The sequence below is a fragment of the Bradyrhizobium sp. SUTN9-2 genome (genome assembly GCF_003122645.1).
GTDB classification, from domain to species: Bacteria; Pseudomonadota; Alphaproteobacteria; order Rhizobiales; family Xanthobacteraceae; genus Bradyrhizobium; species Bradyrhizobium yuanmingense.
Window position 1 is genome coordinate 1430865 of sequence record NZ_LAXE01000001.1, and the last position, 19550, is coordinate 1450414.

General features: G+C 66.0%; 19 protein-coding genes and 1 riboswitch. Of the genes, 9 read left to right on the forward strand and 10 right to left on the reverse strand.

Features of this window, described 5'->3' with window-relative positions; all coding sequences use genetic code 11:
- Nucleotides 1–37: 37 nt before the first annotated feature.
- A complete protein-coding gene (locus tag XF30_RS06750; RefSeq protein WP_109142248.1) occupies nt 38–928 on the reverse strand; it encodes an NAD(P)-dependent oxidoreductase in 891 nt (296 codons plus the stop codon).
- A 218-nt stretch (nt 929–1146) separates the two neighbouring features.
- A complete protein-coding gene (locus XF30_RS06755) occupies nt 1147–1530 on the reverse strand; it encodes a carboxymuconolactone decarboxylase family protein (protein WP_028134137.1) in 384 nt (127 codons plus the stop codon).
- 169 nt (nt 1531–1699) lie between these two features.
- Here XF30_RS06755 and XF30_RS06760 point away from each other — a divergent pair, with 169 nt between their 5' ends.
- Nucleotides 1700–4369, forward strand: a complete 2670-nt coding sequence (locus XF30_RS06760; RefSeq protein WP_109142249.1) for a TIGR02302 family protein — start codon at nt 1700–1702, stop codon at nt 4367–4369.
- A gap of 202 nt (nt 4370–4571) precedes the next feature.
- Here XF30_RS06760 and XF30_RS06765 read toward each other — a convergent pair whose 3' ends face one another.
- Both XF30_RS06765 and XF30_RS06770 read right to left on the reverse strand, forming a co-directional pair.
- Nucleotides 4572–4946: a response regulator gene (locus XF30_RS06765; RefSeq protein WP_035996894.1), complete on the reverse strand. Its 375-nt coding sequence runs from the start codon at nt 4944–4946 to the stop codon at nt 4572–4574.
- Nucleotides 4947–4983: 37 nt separating this feature from the next.
- Nucleotides 4984–5862, reverse strand: a complete 879-nt coding sequence (locus XF30_RS06770; protein ID WP_035996896.1) for an MJ0042-type zinc finger domain-containing protein — start codon at nt 5860–5862, stop codon at nt 4984–4986.
- A gap of 180 nt (nt 5863–6042) precedes the next feature.
- On the opposite strand from XF30_RS06770, the gene ftsE reads away from it, so the two are divergent.
- The 4 genes from ftsE (at nt 6043) to XF30_RS06790 (ending at nt 9432) form a co-directional block, all read left to right on the forward strand.
- Nucleotides 6043–6702, forward strand: a complete 660-nt coding sequence (gene ftsE / locus XF30_RS06775) for a cell division ATP-binding protein FtsE (RefSeq protein ID WP_057028593.1) — start codon at nt 6043–6045, stop codon at nt 6700–6702.
- Nucleotides 6695–7663, forward strand: coding sequence for a cell division protein FtsX (locus XF30_RS06780; protein WP_035996909.1), 969 nt, complete (start codon nt 6695–6697; stop codon nt 7661–7663). Before ftsE ends, XF30_RS06780 begins: the two co-directional genes overlap by 8 nt.
- A 282-nt stretch (nt 7664–7945) precedes the next feature.
- On the forward strand, nt 7946–8650 hold the full coding sequence (locus XF30_RS06785; protein ID WP_035996919.1) for a YdcF family protein: 705 nt from the start codon (nt 7946–7948) through the stop codon (nt 8648–8650).
- 11 nt (nt 8651–8661) lie between these two features.
- A complete protein-coding gene (locus XF30_RS06790; RefSeq protein WP_035996922.1) occupies nt 8662–9432 on the forward strand; it encodes a lysophospholipid acyltransferase family protein in 771 nt (256 codons plus the stop codon).
- A 97-nt stretch (nt 9433–9529) separates the two neighbouring features.
- Here the strand turns inward: XF30_RS06790 and XF30_RS06795 are convergent, their stop codons facing one another.
- Nucleotides 9530–10141, reverse strand: coding sequence for a gamma-glutamylcyclotransferase (locus XF30_RS06795; protein WP_109142250.1), 612 nt, complete (start codon nt 10139–10141; stop codon nt 9530–9532).
- A 110-nt stretch (nt 10142–10251) separates the two neighbouring features.
- Here XF30_RS06795 and XF30_RS06800 point away from each other — a divergent pair, with 110 nt between their 5' ends.
- Nucleotides 10252–11436, forward strand: coding sequence for a DUF2125 domain-containing protein (locus XF30_RS06800; RefSeq protein WP_109142251.1), 1185 nt, complete (start codon nt 10252–10254; stop codon nt 11434–11436).
- Between the two features lie 119 nt (nt 11437–11555).
- Here XF30_RS06800 and XF30_RS06805 read toward each other — a convergent pair whose 3' ends face one another.
- From XF30_RS06805 to XF30_RS06815, 3 genes are read right to left on the reverse strand one after another with little or no spacing between them, the layout of a single operon-like run.
- Complete coding sequence (locus XF30_RS06805; RefSeq protein ID WP_109142252.1) at nt 11556–12491, reverse strand: prephenate/arogenate dehydrogenase family protein; 936 nt, start codon at nt 12489–12491, stop codon at nt 11556–11558.
- Complete coding sequence (gene hisC / locus XF30_RS06810) at nt 12488–13585, reverse strand: histidinol-phosphate transaminase (RefSeq protein ID WP_109142253.1); 1098 nt, start codon at nt 13583–13585, stop codon at nt 12488–12490. Before hisC ends, XF30_RS06805 begins: the two co-directional genes overlap by 4 nt.
- 33 nt (nt 13586–13618) lie before the next feature.
- Nucleotides 13619–14467: a chorismate mutase gene (locus XF30_RS06815; RefSeq protein WP_035996937.1), complete on the reverse strand. Its 849-nt coding sequence runs from the start codon at nt 14465–14467 to the stop codon at nt 13619–13621.
- 156 nt (nt 14468–14623) lie between these two features.
- Nucleotides 14624–14703, forward strand: a riboswitch (SAM riboswitch).
- A 94-nt stretch (nt 14704–14797) separates the two neighbouring features.
- On the opposite strand from XF30_RS06815, the gene metX reads away from it, so the two are divergent.
- The gene (gene metX, locus XF30_RS06820) at nt 14798–16000 is read left to right on the forward strand and encodes a homoserine O-acetyltransferase MetX (RefSeq protein WP_109142254.1); all 1203 of its coding nucleotides are present in this window, start codon (nt 14798–14800) and stop codon (nt 15998–16000) included.
- Between the two features lie 2 nt (nt 16001–16002).
- Nucleotides 16003–16665 (forward strand): methionine biosynthesis protein MetW, encoded by a 663-nt coding sequence (gene metW / locus XF30_RS06825; RefSeq protein ID WP_035996939.1) that lies wholly within the window; start codon nt 16003–16005, stop codon nt 16663–16665.
- 116 nt (nt 16666–16781) lie between these two features.
- On the opposite strand, the gene XF30_RS06830 is transcribed toward metW, so the two are convergent.
- On the reverse strand, nt 16782–17645 hold the full coding sequence (locus tag XF30_RS06830) for an alpha/beta fold hydrolase (protein ID WP_035996943.1): 864 nt from the start codon (nt 17643–17645) through the stop codon (nt 16782–16784).
- Between the two features lie 213 nt (nt 17646–17858).
- On the opposite strand from XF30_RS06830, the gene XF30_RS06835 reads away from it, so the two are divergent.
- The gene (locus XF30_RS06835; protein WP_109142255.1) at nt 17859–18512 is read left to right on the forward strand and encodes a TIGR02594 family protein; all 654 of its coding nucleotides are present in this window, start codon (nt 17859–17861) and stop codon (nt 18510–18512) included.
- 115 nt (nt 18513–18627) lie between these two features.
- Here the strand turns inward: XF30_RS06835 and XF30_RS06840 are convergent, their stop codons facing one another.
- Nucleotides 18628–19416, reverse strand: a complete 789-nt coding sequence (locus XF30_RS06840) for an MOSC domain-containing protein (protein WP_109142256.1) — start codon at nt 19414–19416, stop codon at nt 18628–18630.
- Nucleotides 19417–19550 lie beyond the last annotated feature (134 nt).

The following is a 19550-nucleotide window of genomic DNA, read 5'->3' on the forward strand; positions in this document are numbered from 1 at the left end:
AGATAAATTCAGCACGACCGCGCAATTTCGCTGAACGTCAGTTTTTTCCACCTACGATCACACCCGCCTTCTTCTCGATCGGCTTGATCGCCGCGGTAAAATCGGACTCGGCGCCTTCGGCGCTGATCACCGTTTCCCACAACCGTCCGACCGCGTCGGCGACCTCCATCGACAGGCCGAGCTGCTTCATCTCCTCCAGTGCCAGCCGGACGTCCTTCACCATCAATCCCGTGGCGAAGCCGAAGTCGAAGGTGCGCGGCAGCACCGCGCGCGGAAACTTGTCGCGGCTCGCGGTGTTCATGCCCGAGCCCGCATTGATGACGTCGATCATCACGGCGGGATCGAGCCCGGCCTTCACGCCCATCACCACGGCTTCCGACGTCGCCACGATCGCGGTCGCCGACAGAAAATTGTTGGCCAGCTTCATGGTCTGCGCCGCGCCCGGCTTCTCGCCGATGAAGAACACCTTTCCGATCACCTCGAGCGCGGGCTTGAGCAGCTCGAACTCGGCTTTCGGGCCCGACACCATCACGGCAAGCGTGCCCTTCTCGGCGCCGCCGACGCCGCCGGAGACGGGACAGTCGATCTGCACGATGCCGCGCTCGGCGAGCAGCCCGTGAATCTTCACAGCCATTGCCGAGCCGACGGTGGAGAGATCGACGAAGCGTTTGGCGCGCCTGCCCTCGATCACGCCGTTCGCTCCCGTTGCGACGTCGAGTGAAGCCTGCAGCGAAGGCAAACTCGCCATGACGGTCTCGGCCTGGTCAGCGACGTCCTTCGGCGACGACGCGGCAAGGGCACCGCGCGCGACCAGCTTGCCGATAACCTCCTTGCGCGTGTCGAATACGACGAGCCTGTGCCCCGCCTCGATCAGCCGCCGCGCCATCGGGAAACCCATGTTTCCGAGCCCGATGAATCCGATGTCCATGGTGTTTCCCTTTGGTTGTTGAAAACGCGCACACCGATGTCGTCCCGGACAAGCGCGCCCTAAAGCGCGCGCCGGTCCGGGACCCATAACCACAACAAGGAGGAATCGTCCCGCAAAGGCGCCGCTCCGAGTCGTCGTAGCAACATCGTCCTGTTGCTATGGGTCCCGGGCTCGCGCTTCGCGCGCCCCGGGACGACAGTTGAGATTGGCGCTGGGTCTCACGCCTTCCCGTCGATCTCTGCGAACACCTCGCGCGCGATGCGGAAGCTGTCGACCGCGGCGGGCATGCCGCCATAGATCGCGACCTGCATCAGGATCTCGCGGATCTCCTCGCGGGTGACGCCGTTGGTCAGCGCGCCCTTCAGGTGCGCGCGAAACTCGTGCTGACGGTTGAGGATCGCGATCATGGCGATGTTGAGCATGCTGCGGGTCTTGCGCGGCAGCTCCTCGCGGCCCCACACCGTGCCCCAGCAATATTCGTTGAGCATCTCCTGGAACGGGCGGTTGAAATCGTCGACGTTCTTCAGGGCGTTGTTGACATAGGCCTCGCCCAGCACAGCTTTGCGGACTTCCAGGCCCTTGTCGTGCATCTTCTTGTCCATGGCGTTTCCTTCGTTTCCCTCGAGATTGGCGCGCGGAAATTACGGGGTTGCACCCGGCCAGTCACGTCCTCGTGTTATGCGGGAAAAGGAGGCGCTCCCGTACGGGAACGGATGCCTCAGTGCTGCCGTTGTGATAGGCTCTGCTCTACCGGGCAACCTGGAGAGTTGATTGAACGGCGTCCCCCCCGAGCCGTCAGACCCGATCCGCAACGGCGATGCGCTGTCGCGGCTGAAGCTGGCGCAGGCCCTTGATCGGGCAACTTATGCCATCGCGTGGGAGCGTGCCTGGCCCAATGCGGCGCGCCTTCTGACCGTCGTCGGCCTGTTCCTGGTGGTGTCCTGGGCCGGCCTCTGGCTGGCGCTGCCGTTCACGGCCAGGGCCGTCGGTCTCGCCCTCTTCGCCGCGATCGCGGCGGCCGCCCTGTTCCCGCTGATTCGCTTCCGCTGGCCGAGCCGCGAAGAAGCGCTCGCCCGGCTCGACCGTGGCTCCGGCATCCGGCACCGCCCGGCCACCACGCTCACGGACACGCTGACCTCACAGGACCCGGTCGCGCAGGCGCTGTGGCAGGCGCAGCGCGAGCGGACGCTTGCCTCCATTAAGCGCATTCGCGCCGGTGTGCCGCACCCGCGACTCGCGCTTCACGACCCGTGGGCGCTCCGGGCTCTGGTCATGGTGATGCTGGTCGCGACCTTCTTTGCCGCGGGTGACGAGCGTGCGATGCGCCTTGGCGCCGCCTTCGACTGGAACGGGGTGCTGGCGCCGGCCAATGTTCGCGTCGATGCCTGGGTCACGCCGCCGCTCTACACGGGTAGGCCGCCGGTCATCCTGTCGGCCGCCAACAAGGAAGCCGCGGCGCTGCCCGCCAGCGGCCCGCTTGCCGTTCCCGCCGGCTCGACGCTGATCGTGCGCTCCTCCGGCGGCAATTTGGATGTCGCCGTCTCCGGCGGCCTCAAGGAGGTCGCCCCGGCCGAAGCCAGCCCCAAGGGGACCAACGAAAGGCATTTCGCGATTTCCGGCGACGGCACCGCGCATGTCCGGGCGCCCTCCGGCCAGCCGCAATGGGCCTTCGCCGCCACGCCGGATCGTCCGCCGACGATCGCGCTCGCGAAGGACCCGGAGCGCCAGGCGCGCGGCGCGCTCCAGCTCTCCTACAAGATCGAGGACGATTACGGCGTCACCGGCGCCGAGGCGAAATTCGCCCCGCGGCCGACCGACGCCAAAGATGGTGCCAAGGATGGCCCCAAGGATGGTCCGAAGGCCGCCGCCGGTGATGGCGACAGCAGGACGGCGCCGCGGCCGCTGTTCCAGCCGCCGAAATTCCCGCTCGCGCTGCCGAATGCGCGCACCCGCAACGGCGTCGGGCAATCCGTGAAGGATCTCAGCGAGGATCCCTATGCCGGCGCCGAGGTCACGCTGACGCTCACGGCCAAGGACGAGGCCGGCAACGAGGCCGCCAGCGAGCCGTTCAACATGCGCCTGCCCGAGCGGCTCTTCACCAAGCCGCTGGCCCGTGCATTGATCGAGCAGCGCCGCATCCTCGCGCTCGACGCCAACAAGAATTCGGACGTCTATGCCGCGCTCGACGGGCTGATGATCGCGCCCGAGATGTTCACGCCGGAGCCGGGACAATATCTCGGCCTGCACAGCGTGGCCCGGCAGCTCGAAGCGGCGCGTACCGACGATGCCTTGCGCGAGGTCGTGGCGAGCCTGTGGGCGCTTGCGGTGACGATCGAGGACGGCAAGATCTCCGACGTCGAGAAGGCGTTGCGCGCGGCCCAGGAGGCGCTGAAGCAGGCGCTGGAGCGCGGCGCAAGCGACGAGGAGATCAAGAAGCTCACGCAGGATCTGCGTCAGGCGCTGAACGATTTCATGCGCCAGCTCGCCGAGCAGTTCCGCAACAACAATGACCCGCAGCAGCTGGCGCGGCCGCTCGATCCGAACACCAAGGTCCTGCGCCAGCAGGATCTGCAGAACATGATCGACCGGATGGAGCGCCTGTCGCGCTCCGGCGACAAGGATGCCGCCAAGCAATTGCTCGACCAGCTCCAGCAGATGCTGGAAGGCCTGCAGATGGCGCAGCCGGGACAGTCCGGCGAGAGCGAGATGGAGCAGGCGCTCAATGAGCTCGGCGACATGATCCGCAAGCAGCAGCAATTGCGCGACAAGACGTTCAAGCAGGGCCAGGATTCCCGGCGCGACCGCTCGCGCGGCAAGCAGCAGCAGGGCGATCAGTCCATGTCGGAGCTGCAGCAGGACCAGCAGGGACTGCGCGACCGCCTGAAGAAGCTGCAGGACGAGCTTGCCAAGCGCGGCCTCACTCAGAAGGGGCAGAAGGGTCAGCAGGGCCAGCAGGCACAGAAGGGCCAGAAGGGTCAGCAAGGCGAGCAGGGCCAGCCCGGCCAGAACGGCGATCAGGATGGCGACCAGGGCGATGACGGCAGCCTGGATGCAGCCGACGGTGCCATGGGCGATGCCGGATCAAAGCTCGGCGAGGGTAATGCCGACGGCGCCGTGGACTCGCAGGGCAAGGCACTCGACGCCATGCGCAAGGGTGCGCAGAAGATGGCCGAGGCGATGCAGCAGGGCGATGGCGACGGCCAGGGCGACGGCCCCGGCCAGCGTGCCGGCCGGCAGCAGAGCGGCGGCAACCAGACCGATCCGCTCGGCCGGCCGCTGCATGGGCGCGAATATGGCGACGATTACACGGTCAAGATTCCCGGCGAGATCGACACGCAGCGTGTCCGCCGCATTCTCGAAGAGCTCCGCCGCCGTCTCGGCGATCCCTCGCGGCCGCAGATCGAGCTCGATTATCTCGAGCGGCTGCTGAAGGAGTTTTGAGGGACGGCTCAGGTCTCGTAGCCCGGATGAGCGCAGCGACATCCGGGGCATTGTTCCCGCATATCGCTGAGCTGATGCGGGCTACGATCGCGCCACAGTTTGCGTCATAGCGAGCGCAGCGAAGCAATCCAGAGCCTTTCCGCAACGGCAGTCTGGATTGCTTCGCTGCGCTCGCAATGACGATGTGGGGATACCGCCGACGCTAGCCCTTCTTCGCCGCCAGCGCATCGGCGACCGCCGTGCGGATATCGGCGACCGAGAACGGCTTGGTCACGACGTCATGCACCAGCGCGTTCAGGTTCGAGGCGCGCTCGCGCTGGTCGGCAAAGCCGGTCATCAGCAGGATGGTCAGGTCGGGAAAATCGCGCGCCGCGGAGAGCGCCAGCGCGATGCCGTCCATCACCGGCATCTGGATGTCGGTGAGCAACAGGTCGAAGGCGCCATCCTCGCGGGTCAGGATCTCCAGCGCCTCTGCGCCGTCCTGGGCGGTGACGGTCTCGTGGCCGTCCATGGCAATGGCGCGCGCCACCAGCGCGCGCATCGAATCCTCGTCGTCGGCAATCAAGATCTTCGGCATGAGACGAACCTTGGTATCAACCTCCCCTGGGGGGCGATTATACGCTGCCGCCGGCAATGTCGCGCCGGTTGAAGAAACGAACGTCGATGTTGCGGCCTTCCGGCGGCGGTGAGGCCAGGCGCGAGCGGAAGAAGGCGCGCTCACCTGGCCGCAGCACGGTCTGCTCCAGCACCGCATTCCAGGCATAGATCTCCGCGCCCTGGGCGTCGCGCACGGCAAAACGCAGCCGCGGAATGTCGAGCGGCTTCTTGCCCTCGCCGACGATGACGCCCTCGATCACCAACACCTGTTTACCGTCCACGGTCTCGCTGGAGAGCTTGACGTCCTTGAAGGCGAGACCCCGCAAGTTCACCTCGAGCCCGACCATCTTGTAGAACGCTGCCGTCTGCGGCAGCAGCCGCACCACGTCGCCGCGCCAGAGCACCAGTGCCAGCACCAGCGCGCCCATCGCGGCGCAGGCGGTCGGCAGGCCAAGATAGGATTTGCGCGGAGCTGTGGTGGCGACCGGGCGGCTCACCCGCGCGCCGCGGCGGGGGAACAGGCTGCGGAACCAGGACTGGTGTTGCGCGCCGGCGGCCTCCTCTTCGGCCTGCCGGGCCGCTGCCGACCATTCGTCCTCGGTCTCGCGGGTCTCCTCATCCGGCCAGTCGCTGGCGATCGAGGGACTATCGACGACCGGCGTATCAGTGGCGCCGTCGTCCTTGGCATAGGAGTTCCATTGTTCGGCGAGGTCGGACTGGTCGTCGGCTCGGCTGGCCGCGGCCATGGCCGGAACGGACGCCTCCTCGATGGCATCCTCGGCGTGGGCGATCCAGGTCTCCTTGCAGCGGGAGCAGCGGACCGCCCGCCCGTTCGCCCCAAGGCTCGCGAGCTTGATGGCGTAGGATGTCATACAATGGGGGCAGACGATATGCATGGACGAGCCTTGATGCATGAACGAAGGTCTTGACGATGCCACGGTCGCGGAGACCGGGCGCCCCTTATGCTACTGGGCGACCGTTAACGAACCGGAAACCATAACGGCGGCAAAACCCGTTGATCGCGTATGGCGGACCGCCGCAATGCGGCCCGCGCCCCCTCTCGAACGGAGCTGAGCTTGGTTCGGTTCGAAAATGTCGGATTGCGTTACGGTCTGGGGCCGGAGATTTTGCGCGACCTCACCTTCCAGATCCCCGCGCATTCCTTCCAGTTTCTCACCGGGCCGTCAGGTGCCGGCAAGACGTCCCTGCTGCGCCTGTTGTTCCTGTCGCATCGACCGACGCGGGGCCTCGTCAACCTGTTCGGCCACGACATCTCGCAGCTCGGCAAGGACGAGATCGCAGACTTGCGCAAGCGCATCGGCATCGTGCTCCAGGATTTCCGCCTGCTCGATCACATGACGACCTATGAGAACGTCGCGCTGCCGTTCCGCGTCATGGGCCGCAGCGAGTCGAGCTACCGCAAGGAGGTGATCGATCTGTTGCGCTGGGTCGGCCTCGGCGACCGCATGGACGCGCTGCCGCCGATCCTGTCAGGCGGCGAGAAGCAGCGCGCCGCGATCGCGCGCGCCGTGATCTCGCGGCCGCAGCTGCTGCTCGCGGACGAGCCGACCGGCAGCGTCGATCCGACGCTCGGCCGCCGCCTGCTGCGACTCTTCATCGAGCTCAACAAATCAGGCACCGCCGTCATCATCGCCACCCACGACATCGGCCTGATGGACCAGTACGAGGCGCGGCGCCTGGTGCTGCACCAGGGACGGCTGCACGTCTATGAGTAGGCTGGACGAGCGCGGCGTGCTGGTCGATCTCGGGCAGGAGCGTCCGCAGCTTCCGGCCAAGGCGCGCAACATGTCGCCGATCGTGCCGCGCGCCTCGATCCACGGCAGAGCGCTGCTCGCGGTGGTCGCCATCATGACGTTCCTCGCCTCGATGGCCACGGGCACGGTGCTGCTGGTGAGTGCCTCCGCCGCCGAATGGCAATCGGATGTCGCGAGCGAAATCACCATCCAGATTCGTCCGCAGGCCGGCCGCGATCTCGATCGCGACACCGCCGCCGTGGCGGAAGCGATGCGCACGCAAGCCGGTATCGTCGAGGTCAAGCCGTTCACCAGGGACGAGAGCGGCAAGCTGCTCGAGCCCTGGCTCGGCACCGGCCTGTCGATGGACGATCTGCCGGTGCCGCGCATGATCATCGCGCGCGTGCAGCCGGGCACGCCGCTCGATCTCGGCGCCTTGCGCGCGCGCGTGGCGCAGGTCGCCCCTAGCGCCAGCGTCGACGATCACCGCGCCTGGATCGAGCGCATGCGCCTGATGACGAACGCCACCGTGCTGGCCGGCCTCGGCATCCTCGCGCTCGTCATCGTCGCAACCATCATCTCGGTGTCGTTCGCGACGCGCGGCGCAATGGCGGCGAACCGTCCGATCGTCGAGGTCCTGCATTTCGTTGGCGCCGGCGACCGCTACATCGCCAACCACTTCCTGCGTCATTTCCTCAGGCTGGGCCTGGAGGGCGGCGTGATCGGCGGCGGTGCCGCCATGCTGATGTTCGGCTTCTCCGAGTCCATCGCAGGCTGGTTTTCCGGGACTCCCGTCGGCGACCAGTTCGCCGCGCTGCTCGGCACCTTCTCGCTGCGCCCCTCCGGCTACATCGTGCTCGCGGTTCAGGCCGTCCTGATCGGCGCCATTACCGCAGTCGCCTCGCGCCAAACGCTGTTCGCGACATTGAACGATGTTGATTGAGTTTCTTTTCTTCCCTTCTCCCCTTGTGGGAGAAGGTGGCGCGAAGCGCCGGATGAGGGGTTCTGTCCACGCGTACAAATGTCGAGGTGAATGCGCGGAGAGAACCCCTCACCCGTCTCGCCGCTTTCGCCATAGCCGATGCAAAGCATCGGCGTTCTTAAGAACGGCGGCCGGCGGCCGCCTATGCCACCCTCTCCCACAAGGGGAGAGGGTGAAGAAACCGGACTCCACTTCGCCTCAAAACGTCATAAAATCAGATCGGGAAGGGATCACCGACATCGCATGAGCTCGCCGACCGACGATCGATCGCCGAAACTGCCGCGCGGCTGGCTGCGCGCGGCAATCGTGTCGACGATCGCGCTCGCCTTCGTCGGCGCGGCGGCGGGCTTCATTGCGTTCCTGGCGCAATTGCGCGGGGCCGAGAAAGTACCCGATCGCAAGGCGGACGGCATCGTGGTCCTGACCGGCGGCTCCTCGCGGGTATCGGACGCGATGGAGCTGCTGGCTGCCGGCTACGGCAGGCGGCTCCTGATTTCCGGCGTGCATCCGACCTCGACGGCGAACGACATCTCCCGCACCTTGCCGGAGAATCAGTCCTTCATGACCTGTTGCGTCGACCTCGACCGCACCGCGCTCACGACCCGCGGCAACGCGGCGGAGGCGCGGCGCTGGGCCGAGGGACGCCGATTTACGTCTCTGATCGTGGTCACCTCGAACTATCACATGCCGCGCGCGCTGGTGGAATTCTCGCATGCGATGCCGCGGACGACGCTGATCCCGTTCGCGGTGGTCGGCGAAAAATGGCGCGAGGAGCCGTGGTGGATCTCAGGCTCGACGCTGCGGCTGCTCCTGTCCGAATACGTCAAGTACGTTGCGGCCGAGCTCAGGGTGCGGCTGGAGGATTTCGGGATTGACCTTTGGCCTGAGATGTCGGAGCAGCCTGCAGGTCAGCAACCGAAGCGGCCCGCCACCGCGCAGGCCAATTGATCGGACCATCGATGTTCCTGATTTTCCTGCGATCGCTCGTGTTCAACGTGCTGTTCTACGCCGTGCTGGTCTGTCTGGCGATCGTTGCGCTGCCGACCTTTGCATTGCCGCCGCGCGCCATGCTGACGGTGGCGCAATGGTGGGCCAAGGCCACGCTGGTCCTGATGCGCCTGGTCTGCAACATCAAGGTGGAATTCCGCGGGGTGGAGAAGATCCCGACAGGACCGCTGCTGATCGTGGCCAAGCATCAGTCGTTCTGGGAGACTTTCGTGCTGCCGGGCTTTTTCAATCGCCCGATCTTCATCCTCAAGCGCCAGCTGATGCAGATCCCGGTGTTCGGCCAGTTCCTGGTCAAGACCGGGATGATCGCGATCGACCGCAATGCCGGCGTGAAGGCGCTGCTCGAGATGACGCGGCGCGCGCGCGAGGCGGTGCGCAGTGGAAAGCAGCTCGTGATCTTTCCGGAAGGCACGCGCCGTGCGCCGGGCGCGCCGCCCGATTACAAGACCGGTTTTGCGCAGATCTATTCCTCCTGCGGCGTGCCGTGCCTGCCGATCGCGCTCAATTCCGGCCTGTTCTGGCCGCGCCGCACCTTCATGCGCTACCCGGGCACGCTGGTGGTCGAGTTTCTCGAACCGTTGCCGCCGGGCCTGCCGAAGGACGAGTTTCTCGCACGCGTGCAAGCGGCGATCGAGGACGCGACCGCCCGGCTCGTCGAAGCAGGACGGAAGGAGCAGGAGCAGTTGATCGGCTCGGCGCCGAGCTACGCGCCGACCGGCTAAAGCGCGATGAGATTGGGATGAATCTTCATCGCGCTCTAGGTTGTTGTTTACGCATGATCTTTCCGGAAAACCGCTTCGCACTTTTCCGGGTCATGCTTTAGCGGCTTTCCCGATCCTGGTCCCGAGCCGCCGCGTGCAGGGAATGCGCATCACCGTGCAGCATCAATGCAAGCTGATGCAGCTGCGTGTCGCGAAAGCCTTCGGCCTCGATCGCCTTCACCGTCGCGGTGACGTAGTCGCGGTTGGCGCCGGACTGGCCGTGGCCCTGGACGACATGGCGGTGCTGCTCGGCGAGCGAGAGGCGGCCGGCATATTGCACATGACCGCGGTCGACGACGTAGGCGAGCGCGGCGACGCGCTGGCGTGCATCGTTCTCCAGCCACACCGAGCGCATCACCTCGCGATAGACCGAGGTGACCTGCTCGCGTGCGCGCAAATAGGCGACCACTTCGGCACGGTTCTTCTCGGCGACACGGAAGGCGATGCCGCGGCAGGCGCCGCCGCGGTCTAGTCCGAGCACCAGGCCCGGCTTCTCCGGCGTGCCGCGATGCACGAAGGAATAGACGCAGAGCGCGCGATGCTCGCCGACCAGCCGCGCCGGGACGCGCTCCTCGAAATCGAAGCCCGGCCGCCACATCAGCGAGCCGTAGCCGAACACCCAGAGGTCGCCCTTGGCTGTGGTGACGGAGGGGAGGGTGATTTCGGACATTTCGGGGACGGCTACCAGAACCCTGCGCCCAAGCGAAGCGATTTCTGCGCCTTTCGTCGCAGGCCCGCCCCGCTTACATTTGCCTGAATCTGGCGTCAAAGGGTCGCCGCATGTCCAATATGACCGTTGCCACTGGCCGCCGCTCCCGCTGGGGCCTTTTCATCGCCCCCGTTCTCGTCCTGGTCCTCGCCGTCGGCTGGACCTGCTTCTGGTTCTATGCGGCGTGGCAGGCCGAATTCGTCGCCGACGCCTGGCGGGCGCAGGAGGCCAAGGCCGGCCGCATCTATGATTGTGCCAAGCGCTCGATCGCCGGCTTCCCGTTCCGCTTCGAGGTCCAGTGCTCCGGCGCCAGCGTCGCCCTGGTCTCGCAGAACGCGAGCAAGACGCCGTTCACGGCCAAGCTCGACAACATCCTGGTCGTGGCCCAGGTCTACGACCCCAAGCGCATCATCGCCGAATTCGCAGCGCCCGCCACGCTGATCGACGGCATTACGCAAAACACCTTCACCGTGAATTGGAGCAAGGGCCGCGCCAGTGTGGCGGGTCTGCCGGCTGTGCCGGATCGCGCTTCCATCGTGTTCGACGACCCCAGCCTCAACCGTCTCGATGGCAGCGTGCAGGTGCCGCTTGCGCGCGCCAAGCAGGTTGAGCTGCACGGGCGCCTTGCCGATGGCTCGCCGGCCGATCATCCGGTGATCGAGACCGTGCTCCATGTCGCGCAGGGCAGCATCCAGGGCGTGCATCCGCTGCTCGCCGAGCCGTTCGAGGCGGACACCCGCGCCAAGATCACCGGCCTCTCCGACCTCACGCCCAAACCGTGGCCGCAGCGCTTCCGCGAGATCCAGGCCGCCGGCGGTCACATCGAGATCGTGCAGTCGCGCATTCAACAGGGCGAGATGATCGCGGTCGCGGCCGGCACGCTCGGCCTGTCGCCCAACGGCCGGCTCGACGGCGAATTGCAGATGACGGTGACCGGCCTCGAGCGCGTGATCCCGGCGCTCGGCATCGAGAAGATGCTGGAGGAGGGCGTACCGCAGGCAACGCTCGATCGCCTCGCGCCCGGCGTGAAGTCGCAGGACCTGAATAATCTGTTCGGCGCGCTCGACCGCGCCGTGCCGGGCCTCGGCAAGGTCATCAAGCAGAACGCCAATGCCGGCGTTGCCGCCGGCATCAATTCGATCGGTACCGAGAGCACGCTGGAAGGCAAGAAAGCGCGGAGCTTCCCGCTAAAATTCGTCGACGGTGCCGTGCTGCTCGGCCCGGTCAAGGTCGGCCAGATCCCGCCGCTGTATTAGTTGGCTCCCGTAGCCCGGATGGAGCGCAGCGCAATCCGAGGTTCTTGATCACAGCTGGCACTGTCCCGGATTACGCTTGTGCTCCATCCGGGCTACGCAGCTTTGTCCGGGCTACAGGCTCACGGCTTCTTCAGCGCGCCATGCTGGCGGCCGAAATCGGGCGCGGCGGAATCCTGGCCGATCTCGACGATGCCGCGGCGGATGGCGCGGGTGCGGGTGAAGTGGTCGAACAGCGCCTCCCCGTCGCCGCGGCGGATCGCGCGGGTGAGCTTTGCCAGATCCTCGGTGAAGGTGCCGAGCATCTCCAGCACGGCCTCCTTGTTGGCGAGGAAGACGTCGCGCCACATCGTCGGATCGGACGCCGCAATGCGGGTGAAATCGCGAAAACCGCCGGCGGAGAATTTGATCACCTCGGATTCCGTCACCTGCGCCAATTCGTCGGCGGTGCCGACGATGGTGTAGGCGATCAGATGCGGCAGGTGGCTGGTGATCGCGAGCACGAGGTCGTGATGATCCGGCGTCATCACCTCGACCTTGGCGCCCATCGCCGCCCAGAACGCGCGCAGGTGATCGGTCGCCGCTGCGTCGCTGCCATCAGGCGGGGTCAGGATGCACCAGCGGTTGATGAAGAGCTCGGCGAAGCCCGAATCCGGGCCGGAATGCTCGGTGCCTGCCACCGGATGCGCCGGCACGAAATGAATGCCGCCCGGCAGATGCGGGGCCATGTCGCGGACCACAGCGCCCTTGACCGAGCCGACGTCGGAGACGATCGCACCCGGCTTGAGATGCGGCGCGATCTCCTGCGCTACGGGTCCGCAGGCGCCGACGGGAATGCAGAGGATGACGAGATCGGCATCCCTCACGGCCTCCGCATTGGTCGCCACCACCTGATCGACGATGCCGAGCTCGGCGACACGCGCGCGTGTCTTCTCCGAGCGTGCGGTGGTGACGATTTCACCGGCAAGCCCCTGGAGCTTCGCAGCGCGGGCAATCGAGCCGCCGATCAGGCCGAAGCCGATCAGCGCCACGCGCTGGAAGTGCGCCTGCGCGCTCATTTGCCGCCCATGAAGTCGCGCAAGCCTTCGACGACGAGGCGGTTGGCCTCCTCGGTGCCGATGGTCATGCGCAGCGCATGCGGCAGGCCGTAGTTCTTCAAGCCGCGCAGCACGAGCCCCCGCTTGGTCAGGAACGCGTCGGCGTCATCGGCGGTCTTGCCCTTGTCGGTCGGGAAATGGATCAGCACGAAATTGGCGACGCTCGGCGTCACCTTCAGCCCGAGCTTGCCGATCTCCTCGGTGAGCCAGTTGCGCCAGGTCTCGGTGAACTGCTTCGACATCGCCTGATGCGCGGTATCCTCGATCGCGGCGATCGCGGCATACATCGCCGGCGTCGACACGTTGAAGGGACCGCGGATGCGATTGACCGCGTCGATGACGTGCTCGGGCCCGAACATCCAGCCGATGCGCAGCGCGGCAAGACCGTGGATCTTGGAGAAGGTGTGCGTCACCACCGTGTTCTCGGTGGTGGCGACGAGCTCGATTCCCATCTCATAGTCGTTGCGCGAGACGTAATCGCAATAGGCGGCGTCCAGCACCAGCAGCACGTGCGAGGGCAGGCCGGCGCGCAGCCGCTTGACCTCGTCGAACGGAAGATAGGTGCCCGTCGGGTTGTTGGGGTTGGCGAGCCAGACCAGCTTCGTCTTCGGCGTCACGGCCTTCAGGATGGCGTCGACGTCGGCGGTGAGGTTGGTCTCCTGGGCGATGACGTTCCTGGCGCCGACCGCCATCGTCGCGATCGGGTAGACCAGGAAGCCGTGTGTCGTCGAGATCGCCTCGTCGCCCTGGCTGAGATAGGTGTGCGCGAGCAGATTGAGGATCTCGTCCGAGCCGGCGCCGCAGATGATGCGGTTGGGATCGAGGCCGAACGAGCGGCCGATCGCCTCGCGCAGCACGCGCGAGGTGCCTTCCGGGTAGTCCTCCAGATGATCCGCCACGCGCTTGAAGGCTTCGATCGCCTTGGGCGAGGGCCCGAACGGCGTCTCGTTGGCGGAGAGTTTGAACACCTTGCGGCCCGGCTCCGGCACCGGGCTCTTGCCGGGCGTGTAGGGCGCAATATCGAGAATGCCGGGATTCGGCACGGGGCGGGACATCTTGGACTCCGGATAGGCTGGGCTGTTCGCGACCTACGATTTCGGCCCGGTCGGGGGCACCGTATAGCGCGTTGCGTGGCTGCCGACGAGGGCCACGGAGCGCACCGAGGCCCCCGCCTCGATCAGGGCAGCCCTGATCTTGTCGATGCTGGTCGCGCCGGTGACCGAGACCAAGAGCGCCGCGCCGTCGAAGGCGGTATCGGGCACGGCCACGATCTCGGCGAGCGGCGACAGCGCCCGGGCGACCTCGGCGTTCCATCCGGAGACGCGCACGCTGAACGTCTCGACCTCCGTCACCAGGGCGCTGTCGGCGACGCGCGAGATCGCGAACACCGGCAATGCGGCCGGATGATCGGCACGCTCGATGAAGGGCATCCGCGCGATGATCTTTGGTGCGCCGTCCGCTTCCAGCTCCAGCCACCATGGCGTGCGGCTCGAGGTCGCCGAGACCATTGCCAGATCACCCTTGGATTTCGCTACCGCCTCGACCGCGGCCTGTGCGCTGAAATGCGCGACGTAAGGCACGGTGAAGCCGAAATTGAAGCGCACGGAATCGCGCATCGCCGCCTCGCTGGCCGAGATGTCGGCATGCACGGAGAACGGCGCCTGTACGTAAGTGAAGGTCGAGATGATGACGCGCCAGATGCTCTCGACCGTGTCGAGCGGCAGGATGCCGCGATGACGCTGCACGATCTCGCGCATCATCGAAGCTTCGCGCGCAGGCCGGAACGCCGAGCCGACCTCCTGGGTCTGCTTCACCTGGATCAGGCGATCGATGATCTCGCCGCGCTGCATGAGGAGGCGATGCATGCCCTCGTCGATCGCGTCGATCTCCTTGCGCAGTTCCTGAAGCGATGGTGGCGCGGGCGGACGTTGGGACATGTCTGGTCGTCGATCGTTCCGGTGGGGGATATCCTGATTAGGCAGTCGGGGCGGCGAAAGCAAAGAGAAATGACGTGCTTTGCGGGCGTCGCGGCAGAGGCGAATTGGGCCGATCCGGGCCGCGACTTGACGAAAACCGCCCAAGACGGTAGCTTTTGCCCGTTCCGTGGTCATTTGAGCCGGCCGGCTTGCAGCCACGTTAAAAAACTCGCTAAACAGGCCGGGGACGCTTCCGATCCCGGCCGAACCTATCGTTCAGGCCGGGTTTTTCATGGCCTGATGTCAGCGGCGCGGTCGAGCAGCCAGTCGCAAACGAGGTCGATGTCCGAGATGGGTAGCGTCAAGTCGATACCGAGTCCTGCGATCAGCGCCGACGAGCGGTCGCACGAGGTGGATCATCCAAGCTCGCTGGTTGCGCATTTCGGCGCCGAGCAGCCGCTGCGGCTCGATTGCGGCGTCGATCTCACCCCGTTCCAGATCGCCTACCAGACCTATGGCGAGCTCAATGCCGATCGCTCCAACGCCGTGCTGATCTGTCATGCGTTGACCGGCGACCAGCATGTCGCCAACGTACATCCCGTCACCGGCAAGCCGGGCTGGTGGGAGACGCTGGTCGGTCCCGGCCGACCCATCGATCCCAAGCACTACTTCATCATCTGCTCCAACGTGATCGGCGGCTGTATGGGCTCGACCGGGCCGGCGTCGATCAATCCCGCCACCGGCAAGGTCTGGGGCCTGGACTTCCCCGTCATCACCATTCCGGACATGGTGCGCGCGCAGGCGATGCTGATCGACCGGCTCGGCATCGACACGCTGTTTGCCGTCGTCGGCGGCTCGATGGGCGGCATGCAGGTGCTGCAATGGACCGCCGCCTATCCTAGCCGCGTGTACTCCGCGCTGGCGATCGCCTGCGCGACGCGGCACTCGGCGCAGAACATCGCCTTCCACGAGCTCGGCCGCCAGGCCGTGATGGCCGACCCCGACTGGCATGGCGGCGGCTATGCCGATCGCGGGATCCATCCGCATCGCGGGCTCGCGGTGGCGCGGATGGCGGCGCACATCACCTATCTCTCGGACGCGGCGCTGCACCGCAAGTTCGGCCGGCGCATGCAGGACCGCGAGCTGCCGACCTTCTCGTTCGACGCCGATTTCCAGGTCGAATCCTATCTGCGTTACCAGGGCTCGTCCTTCGTCGAGCGCTTCGACGCCAATTCCTATCTCTACCTGACGCGGGCGATGGACTATTTCGACATCGCCGCCGACCATGGCGGCGTGCTGGCCAAGGCCTTCGCCGACATCAAGACCCGCTTCTGCGTGGTCTCCTTCACCAGCGACTGGCTGTTTCCGACCTCGGAATCGCGCGCGCTGGTGCACGCGCTGAACGCTTCGAGCGCGCGCGTGTCATTCGCCGAGATCGAGACCGATCGCGGCCACGACGCCTTCCTGCTCGACGTGCCCGAATTCTTCGACATCTCCCGGGCCTTCCTGCAATCGGCAGGCAAGGCCCGCGGGCTCAACCTCGAGGACCGTTAGCGATGTCCGTGCAGGAAGTGTTGCCGCTGGACGGCGTTGCCGCCAGGCCATCCGGTGATTATCGCGCCGATCATCGGCTGGTCGCCGAAATGGTCAAGCCGGGCTCGAAAGTGCTCGACGTCGGCTGCGGCGACGGCGATCTGCTTCAGCTGCTGGAGACCCGCGGCATCGACGGCCGCGGCATCGAATTGTCGCGCGAGGGCGTCAACCGCTGCGTCGCCAAGGGGCTCGCGGTGGTGCAGGGCGATGCCGACACCGATCTCGTCAATTATCCCGACGATGCCTTCGACTACGTGATCCTGTCGCAGACGCTGCAGGCGACGCGGCAGCCGAAGGTCGTGCTGGAGAACCTGCTGCGCATCGGCCGCCGCGCCATCGTCTCGTTCCCGAATTTCGGCTTCTGGAAGATGCGGCTCCAGCTCCTGATCGGCGGCCACATGCCGCGCACGGAGAATCTGCCGGCGACCTGGTACGACACCGCCAACATCCATTTCTGCACCATCAAGGATTTCGTGCAGCTCTGCGACGAGATCAACGTCAAGATGGAGCGCTCGGTCGCGCTCGATCTCTACGGCCGCCCGGTGCCGCTGAACCTGCCCTGGTGGGTGTGGAACATGTTCGGCGAGCAGGCGGTGTTCTTGCTGAGCCGCGGCGGGGGGAAGTAGTTTCTCTCCGTCATTCCGGGGCGATGCGAAGCATCGAGCCCGGAATCCATCGTCCAACAGCGCCTGCAGCCCGATGGATTCCGGGCCTGCGCCTTCGGCGCGTCCCGGAATGACAGCTAGTGGGAAACCAGCGACCGCGGGTCCCGCACCGGCCAACGTCCTGCTTCCACCAGCGTCACGAACCGCTCGACACTCTCGTTGAACAGCGCGGGCTCCTCCAGGTTCAGCACGTGGCCGGACTTCGGAAACATCGCGAGCCCCGCCGCGGGCAGGTGCTTCTTCAGGAACAGGCTGGCGCCCACGCAGGGCTCGTCCTCGTCGCCGCAGATGATCAGCGCGGGTGTTGCCGCGCCTCTGATCGCGTCCGTCATCGTGTAGATCGAGGGACGGCCGCCCTGGAATCCGCGCATGGTGCGCGCCGATCCCTTGGCATCGTGCCGCGCCAGTGCGGCGTAGAAATCGGCATGCCCGCGTGGATCCTTCACCAGGAACGGAATCCGGCTCGGCGCCTCGCGCGTGACTTTCGCGACCTCCACCGATCCCAGCGTCTCGAACTGCTCGGCATTGGCGCGGCACTGCGTGCGCCAGGTCTCCAGGTTCTCGAGCTCCGAGCCGGAGCCGACGCCGGCCAGCGTCATCGACAGTGCGCGCTGCGGCGCGTTCAACCCGATCTGCAACGAGGAATAGGCGCCCATCGAAAGACCGACGAGATGCGCGCGCTCGATGCCGAGATGATCGAGCACCGCAAGCGCATCGGTGTAGAAATGCGTGTAGGTGTAGACCTCGCCGTCAGGCACGTCCGACGGCGTGTAGCCGCGCGCCGAATAGGTGATGCAGCGATGGCCACGCGAGAAGTAGCGCATCTGCGGCTCCCAATTGGTGTAGTCGGCCGCGAACTCGTGCAGAAAAAGTATCGGCGTTCCCTGGCCCGCCTCCTCGAAATAGATGCGGACGCCGTCCCTGGTCGTGGCGTGGGGCATTAACCGTTTCCCTCTGTTTCAAGCCGTGTTCGAGGATCGCAGTTAATTCTGTTGTCGGCAATGCGGCAGCAGCGCCGAGCACAAACACAAAATCATTGCAGCCATTCGCGGGCGTTGCGTCTTTTTCTCGCCACATCGGGCGGCTTAACGGCCAAACGGATGTCGGCCATTGCACGGGCCGGCGGGAAGTGGGGGTGTCAAGAAGGATGAAGAATGTTCGAGTTGTTTGCGTCTCGCCTGTCGCGTTGTGTTGTCGCGCTGGCGCTGTTCTTCGCGGCGTTCGCCGTGTTCGTTTCTCCGGCCTCGGCACGGCCGTATCATCGTCATAGCGCAGAGCGGCACGGTTACGTGCATCACGCCAGACATCATCACCACCGTCACTATCGCCATCATGCCCGCAGTTCGCGCTTCGAGCGCAGCGCGGCGCAATTGCAGGCAAGCGGCTTCGCCGACACCCAGGCGAGCTATGATCCGAATGCCAATGCCAGCGGTGCCGGCATGAACGGAGGCTTCAGCGGAGGATCGGGTCTCGTCTCCGAGGCGCGCCGCCATATCGGCGGCAATCCGACCGGGCGCGGCCGGCTGTGGTGCGCGCGCTTCATGAACATGGTGCTGGAGCATACCGGCCATCGGGGCACCGGCTCCGACATGGCGAGCTCGTTCGCGCGCTACGGCACGCGCATCTCCGGACCGCAGGTCGGTGCCATCGCCGTGATGTCGCGCGGCCGCCGCGGCGGTCATGTCGGCATCATCACCGGCATCGACGCGCAGGGTAATCCGATCATGATCTCCGGCAACAACGGCAACCGAGTCCGCGAAGCCCCGGTCTCGCGCGGCAAGATCTATGCGTATGTGATGCCGAACTGAGCCTCGTCATTGCGAGGAGCGCTTGCGACGAAGCAATCCAGACTGTTTCCGCAGATGCATTCCTGGATTGCTTCGCTGCGCTCGCAATGACGGAGTATGTTGAGACGGAGTTAGCTCACAGCAGCTTCGGCTCTTCCACCGCCACCACATCGCCGACGCCGACGTCACCGTCGGCGATCACCTCGGCATAGATGCCGCAGTCCATATGGCCGAGATGGCGCGAGAGCGTGGGCGGGATTTCGAGATCGCGCTTGGCGGTCTCGGGGTCGACATTGGTGGCCGGGCAGCGGACGATGCGCTTGATCACCTTCAGTCTGGCCTGCCCGATCGCGAGCGTCTGGCCGACGAGGTCGAGCTCCGACCAGGCCGGCCAGCCTTTCACGTAGAGATTGGCGCGGAAGCGCAGCGGATGCACGGCGACGCCGCCGAGCATGGTCTCGATGGCGCGGACGCTGTCGAGATTGATGATGGAGACGACCTTGCGGGCAACGTCGGAGAAGCTGTGGTCGCGGCCGGAGAGAATTTTGGGCGGGCCCTTCAACTCGGGCTGAAAGTTCTCCGTGAAATAGGCCTCGATGGCGGCGCGCCCGGCGGCGGTCTCGAGATCGCCGCTGGCGACGATCTGGCCGTCCTTGCGGATGGTCAGCACGTTGGTTTCGTCGTCGAACCGGCTGTCGAGCGCGGCCAGCCGCTCATTGCGCGCCAGCATCAGGAACTGGATTTTCGGCTTCCATTCGGGCGCCTCGGGGTCGAACCCGCTCGGGCCGTTCTCGATGGCGTAGCGGCGGTCGGCCGGCAGGGTCTGGCCGACCCGCAAAGGAACGTGCGACAGGCGCTCCGGCGTCAGGCCCTTGATCGGGTAGCGGTAGAGGCCGGTGATCTCGGCGGTATGGCTGACTGTCATGCCGCTACTTAAGGGATTCGGCCCGCCACCGCCAAGCCCGCCCGTCCGCGCACGAAATTGTGAAGTAGCCTCTTTCGCATCCGCAACCTGCTTCCCACATCTGGCCCAGGCCGGCGGCAACGCCGGCAAAAGAC

Coding starts and splice junctions, on each gene's coding strand:
- XF30_RS06750 (WP_109142248.1), bottom strand. CDS start 928: ATGGACATCGGATTCATCGGGCTCGGAAACATGGGTTTCCCGATGGCG.
- XF30_RS06755 (WP_028134137.1), bottom strand. CDS start 1,530: ATGGACAAGAAGATGCACGACAAGGGCCTGGAAGTCCGCAAAGCTGTG.
- XF30_RS06765 (WP_035996894.1), bottom strand. CDS start 4,946: ATGCCGAAGATCTTGATTGCCGACGACGAGGATTCGATGCGCGCGCTG.
- XF30_RS06770 (WP_035996896.1), bottom strand. CDS start 5,862: ATGCATATCGTCTGCCCCCATTGTATGACATCCTACGCCATCAAGCTC.
- XF30_RS06780 (WP_035996909.1), top strand. CDS start 6,695: ATGAGTAGGCTGGACGAGCGCGGCGTGCTGGTCGATCTCGGGCAGGAG.
- XF30_RS06785 (WP_035996919.1), top strand. CDS start 7,946: ATGAGCTCGCCGACCGACGATCGATCGCCGAAACTGCCGCGCGGCTGG.
- XF30_RS06790 (WP_035996922.1), top strand. CDS start 8,662: ATGTTCCTGATTTTCCTGCGATCGCTCGTGTTCAACGTGCTGTTCTAC.
- XF30_RS06795 (WP_109142250.1), bottom strand. CDS start 10,141: ATGTCCGAAATCACCCTCCCCTCCGTCACCACAGCCAAGGGCGACCTC.
- XF30_RS06800 (WP_109142251.1), top strand. CDS start 10,252: ATGTCCAATATGACCGTTGCCACTGGCCGCCGCTCCCGCTGGGGCCTT.
- XF30_RS06805 (WP_109142252.1), bottom strand. CDS start 12,491: ATGAGCGCGCAGGCGCACTTCCAGCGCGTGGCGCTGATCGGCTTCGGC.
- hisC (WP_109142253.1), bottom strand. CDS start 13,585: ATGTCCCGCCCCGTGCCGAATCCCGGCATTCTCGATATTGCGCCCTAC.
- XF30_RS06815 (WP_035996937.1), bottom strand. CDS start 14,467: ATGTCCCAACGTCCGCCCGCGCCACCATCGCTTCAGGAACTGCGCAAG.
- metX (WP_109142254.1), top strand. CDS start 14,798: ATGGGTAGCGTCAAGTCGATACCGAGTCCTGCGATCAGCGCCGACGAG.
- metW (WP_035996939.1), top strand. CDS start 16,003: ATGTCCGTGCAGGAAGTGTTGCCGCTGGACGGCGTTGCCGCCAGGCCA.
- XF30_RS06830 (WP_035996943.1), bottom strand. CDS start 17,645: ATGCCCCACGCCACGACCAGGGACGGCGTCCGCATCTATTTCGAGGAG.
- XF30_RS06835 (WP_109142255.1), top strand. CDS start 17,859: ATGTTCGAGTTGTTTGCGTCTCGCCTGTCGCGTTGTGTTGTCGCGCTG.
- XF30_RS06840 (WP_109142256.1), bottom strand. CDS start 19,416: ATGACAGTCAGCCATACCGCCGAGATCACCGGCCTCTACCGCTACCCG.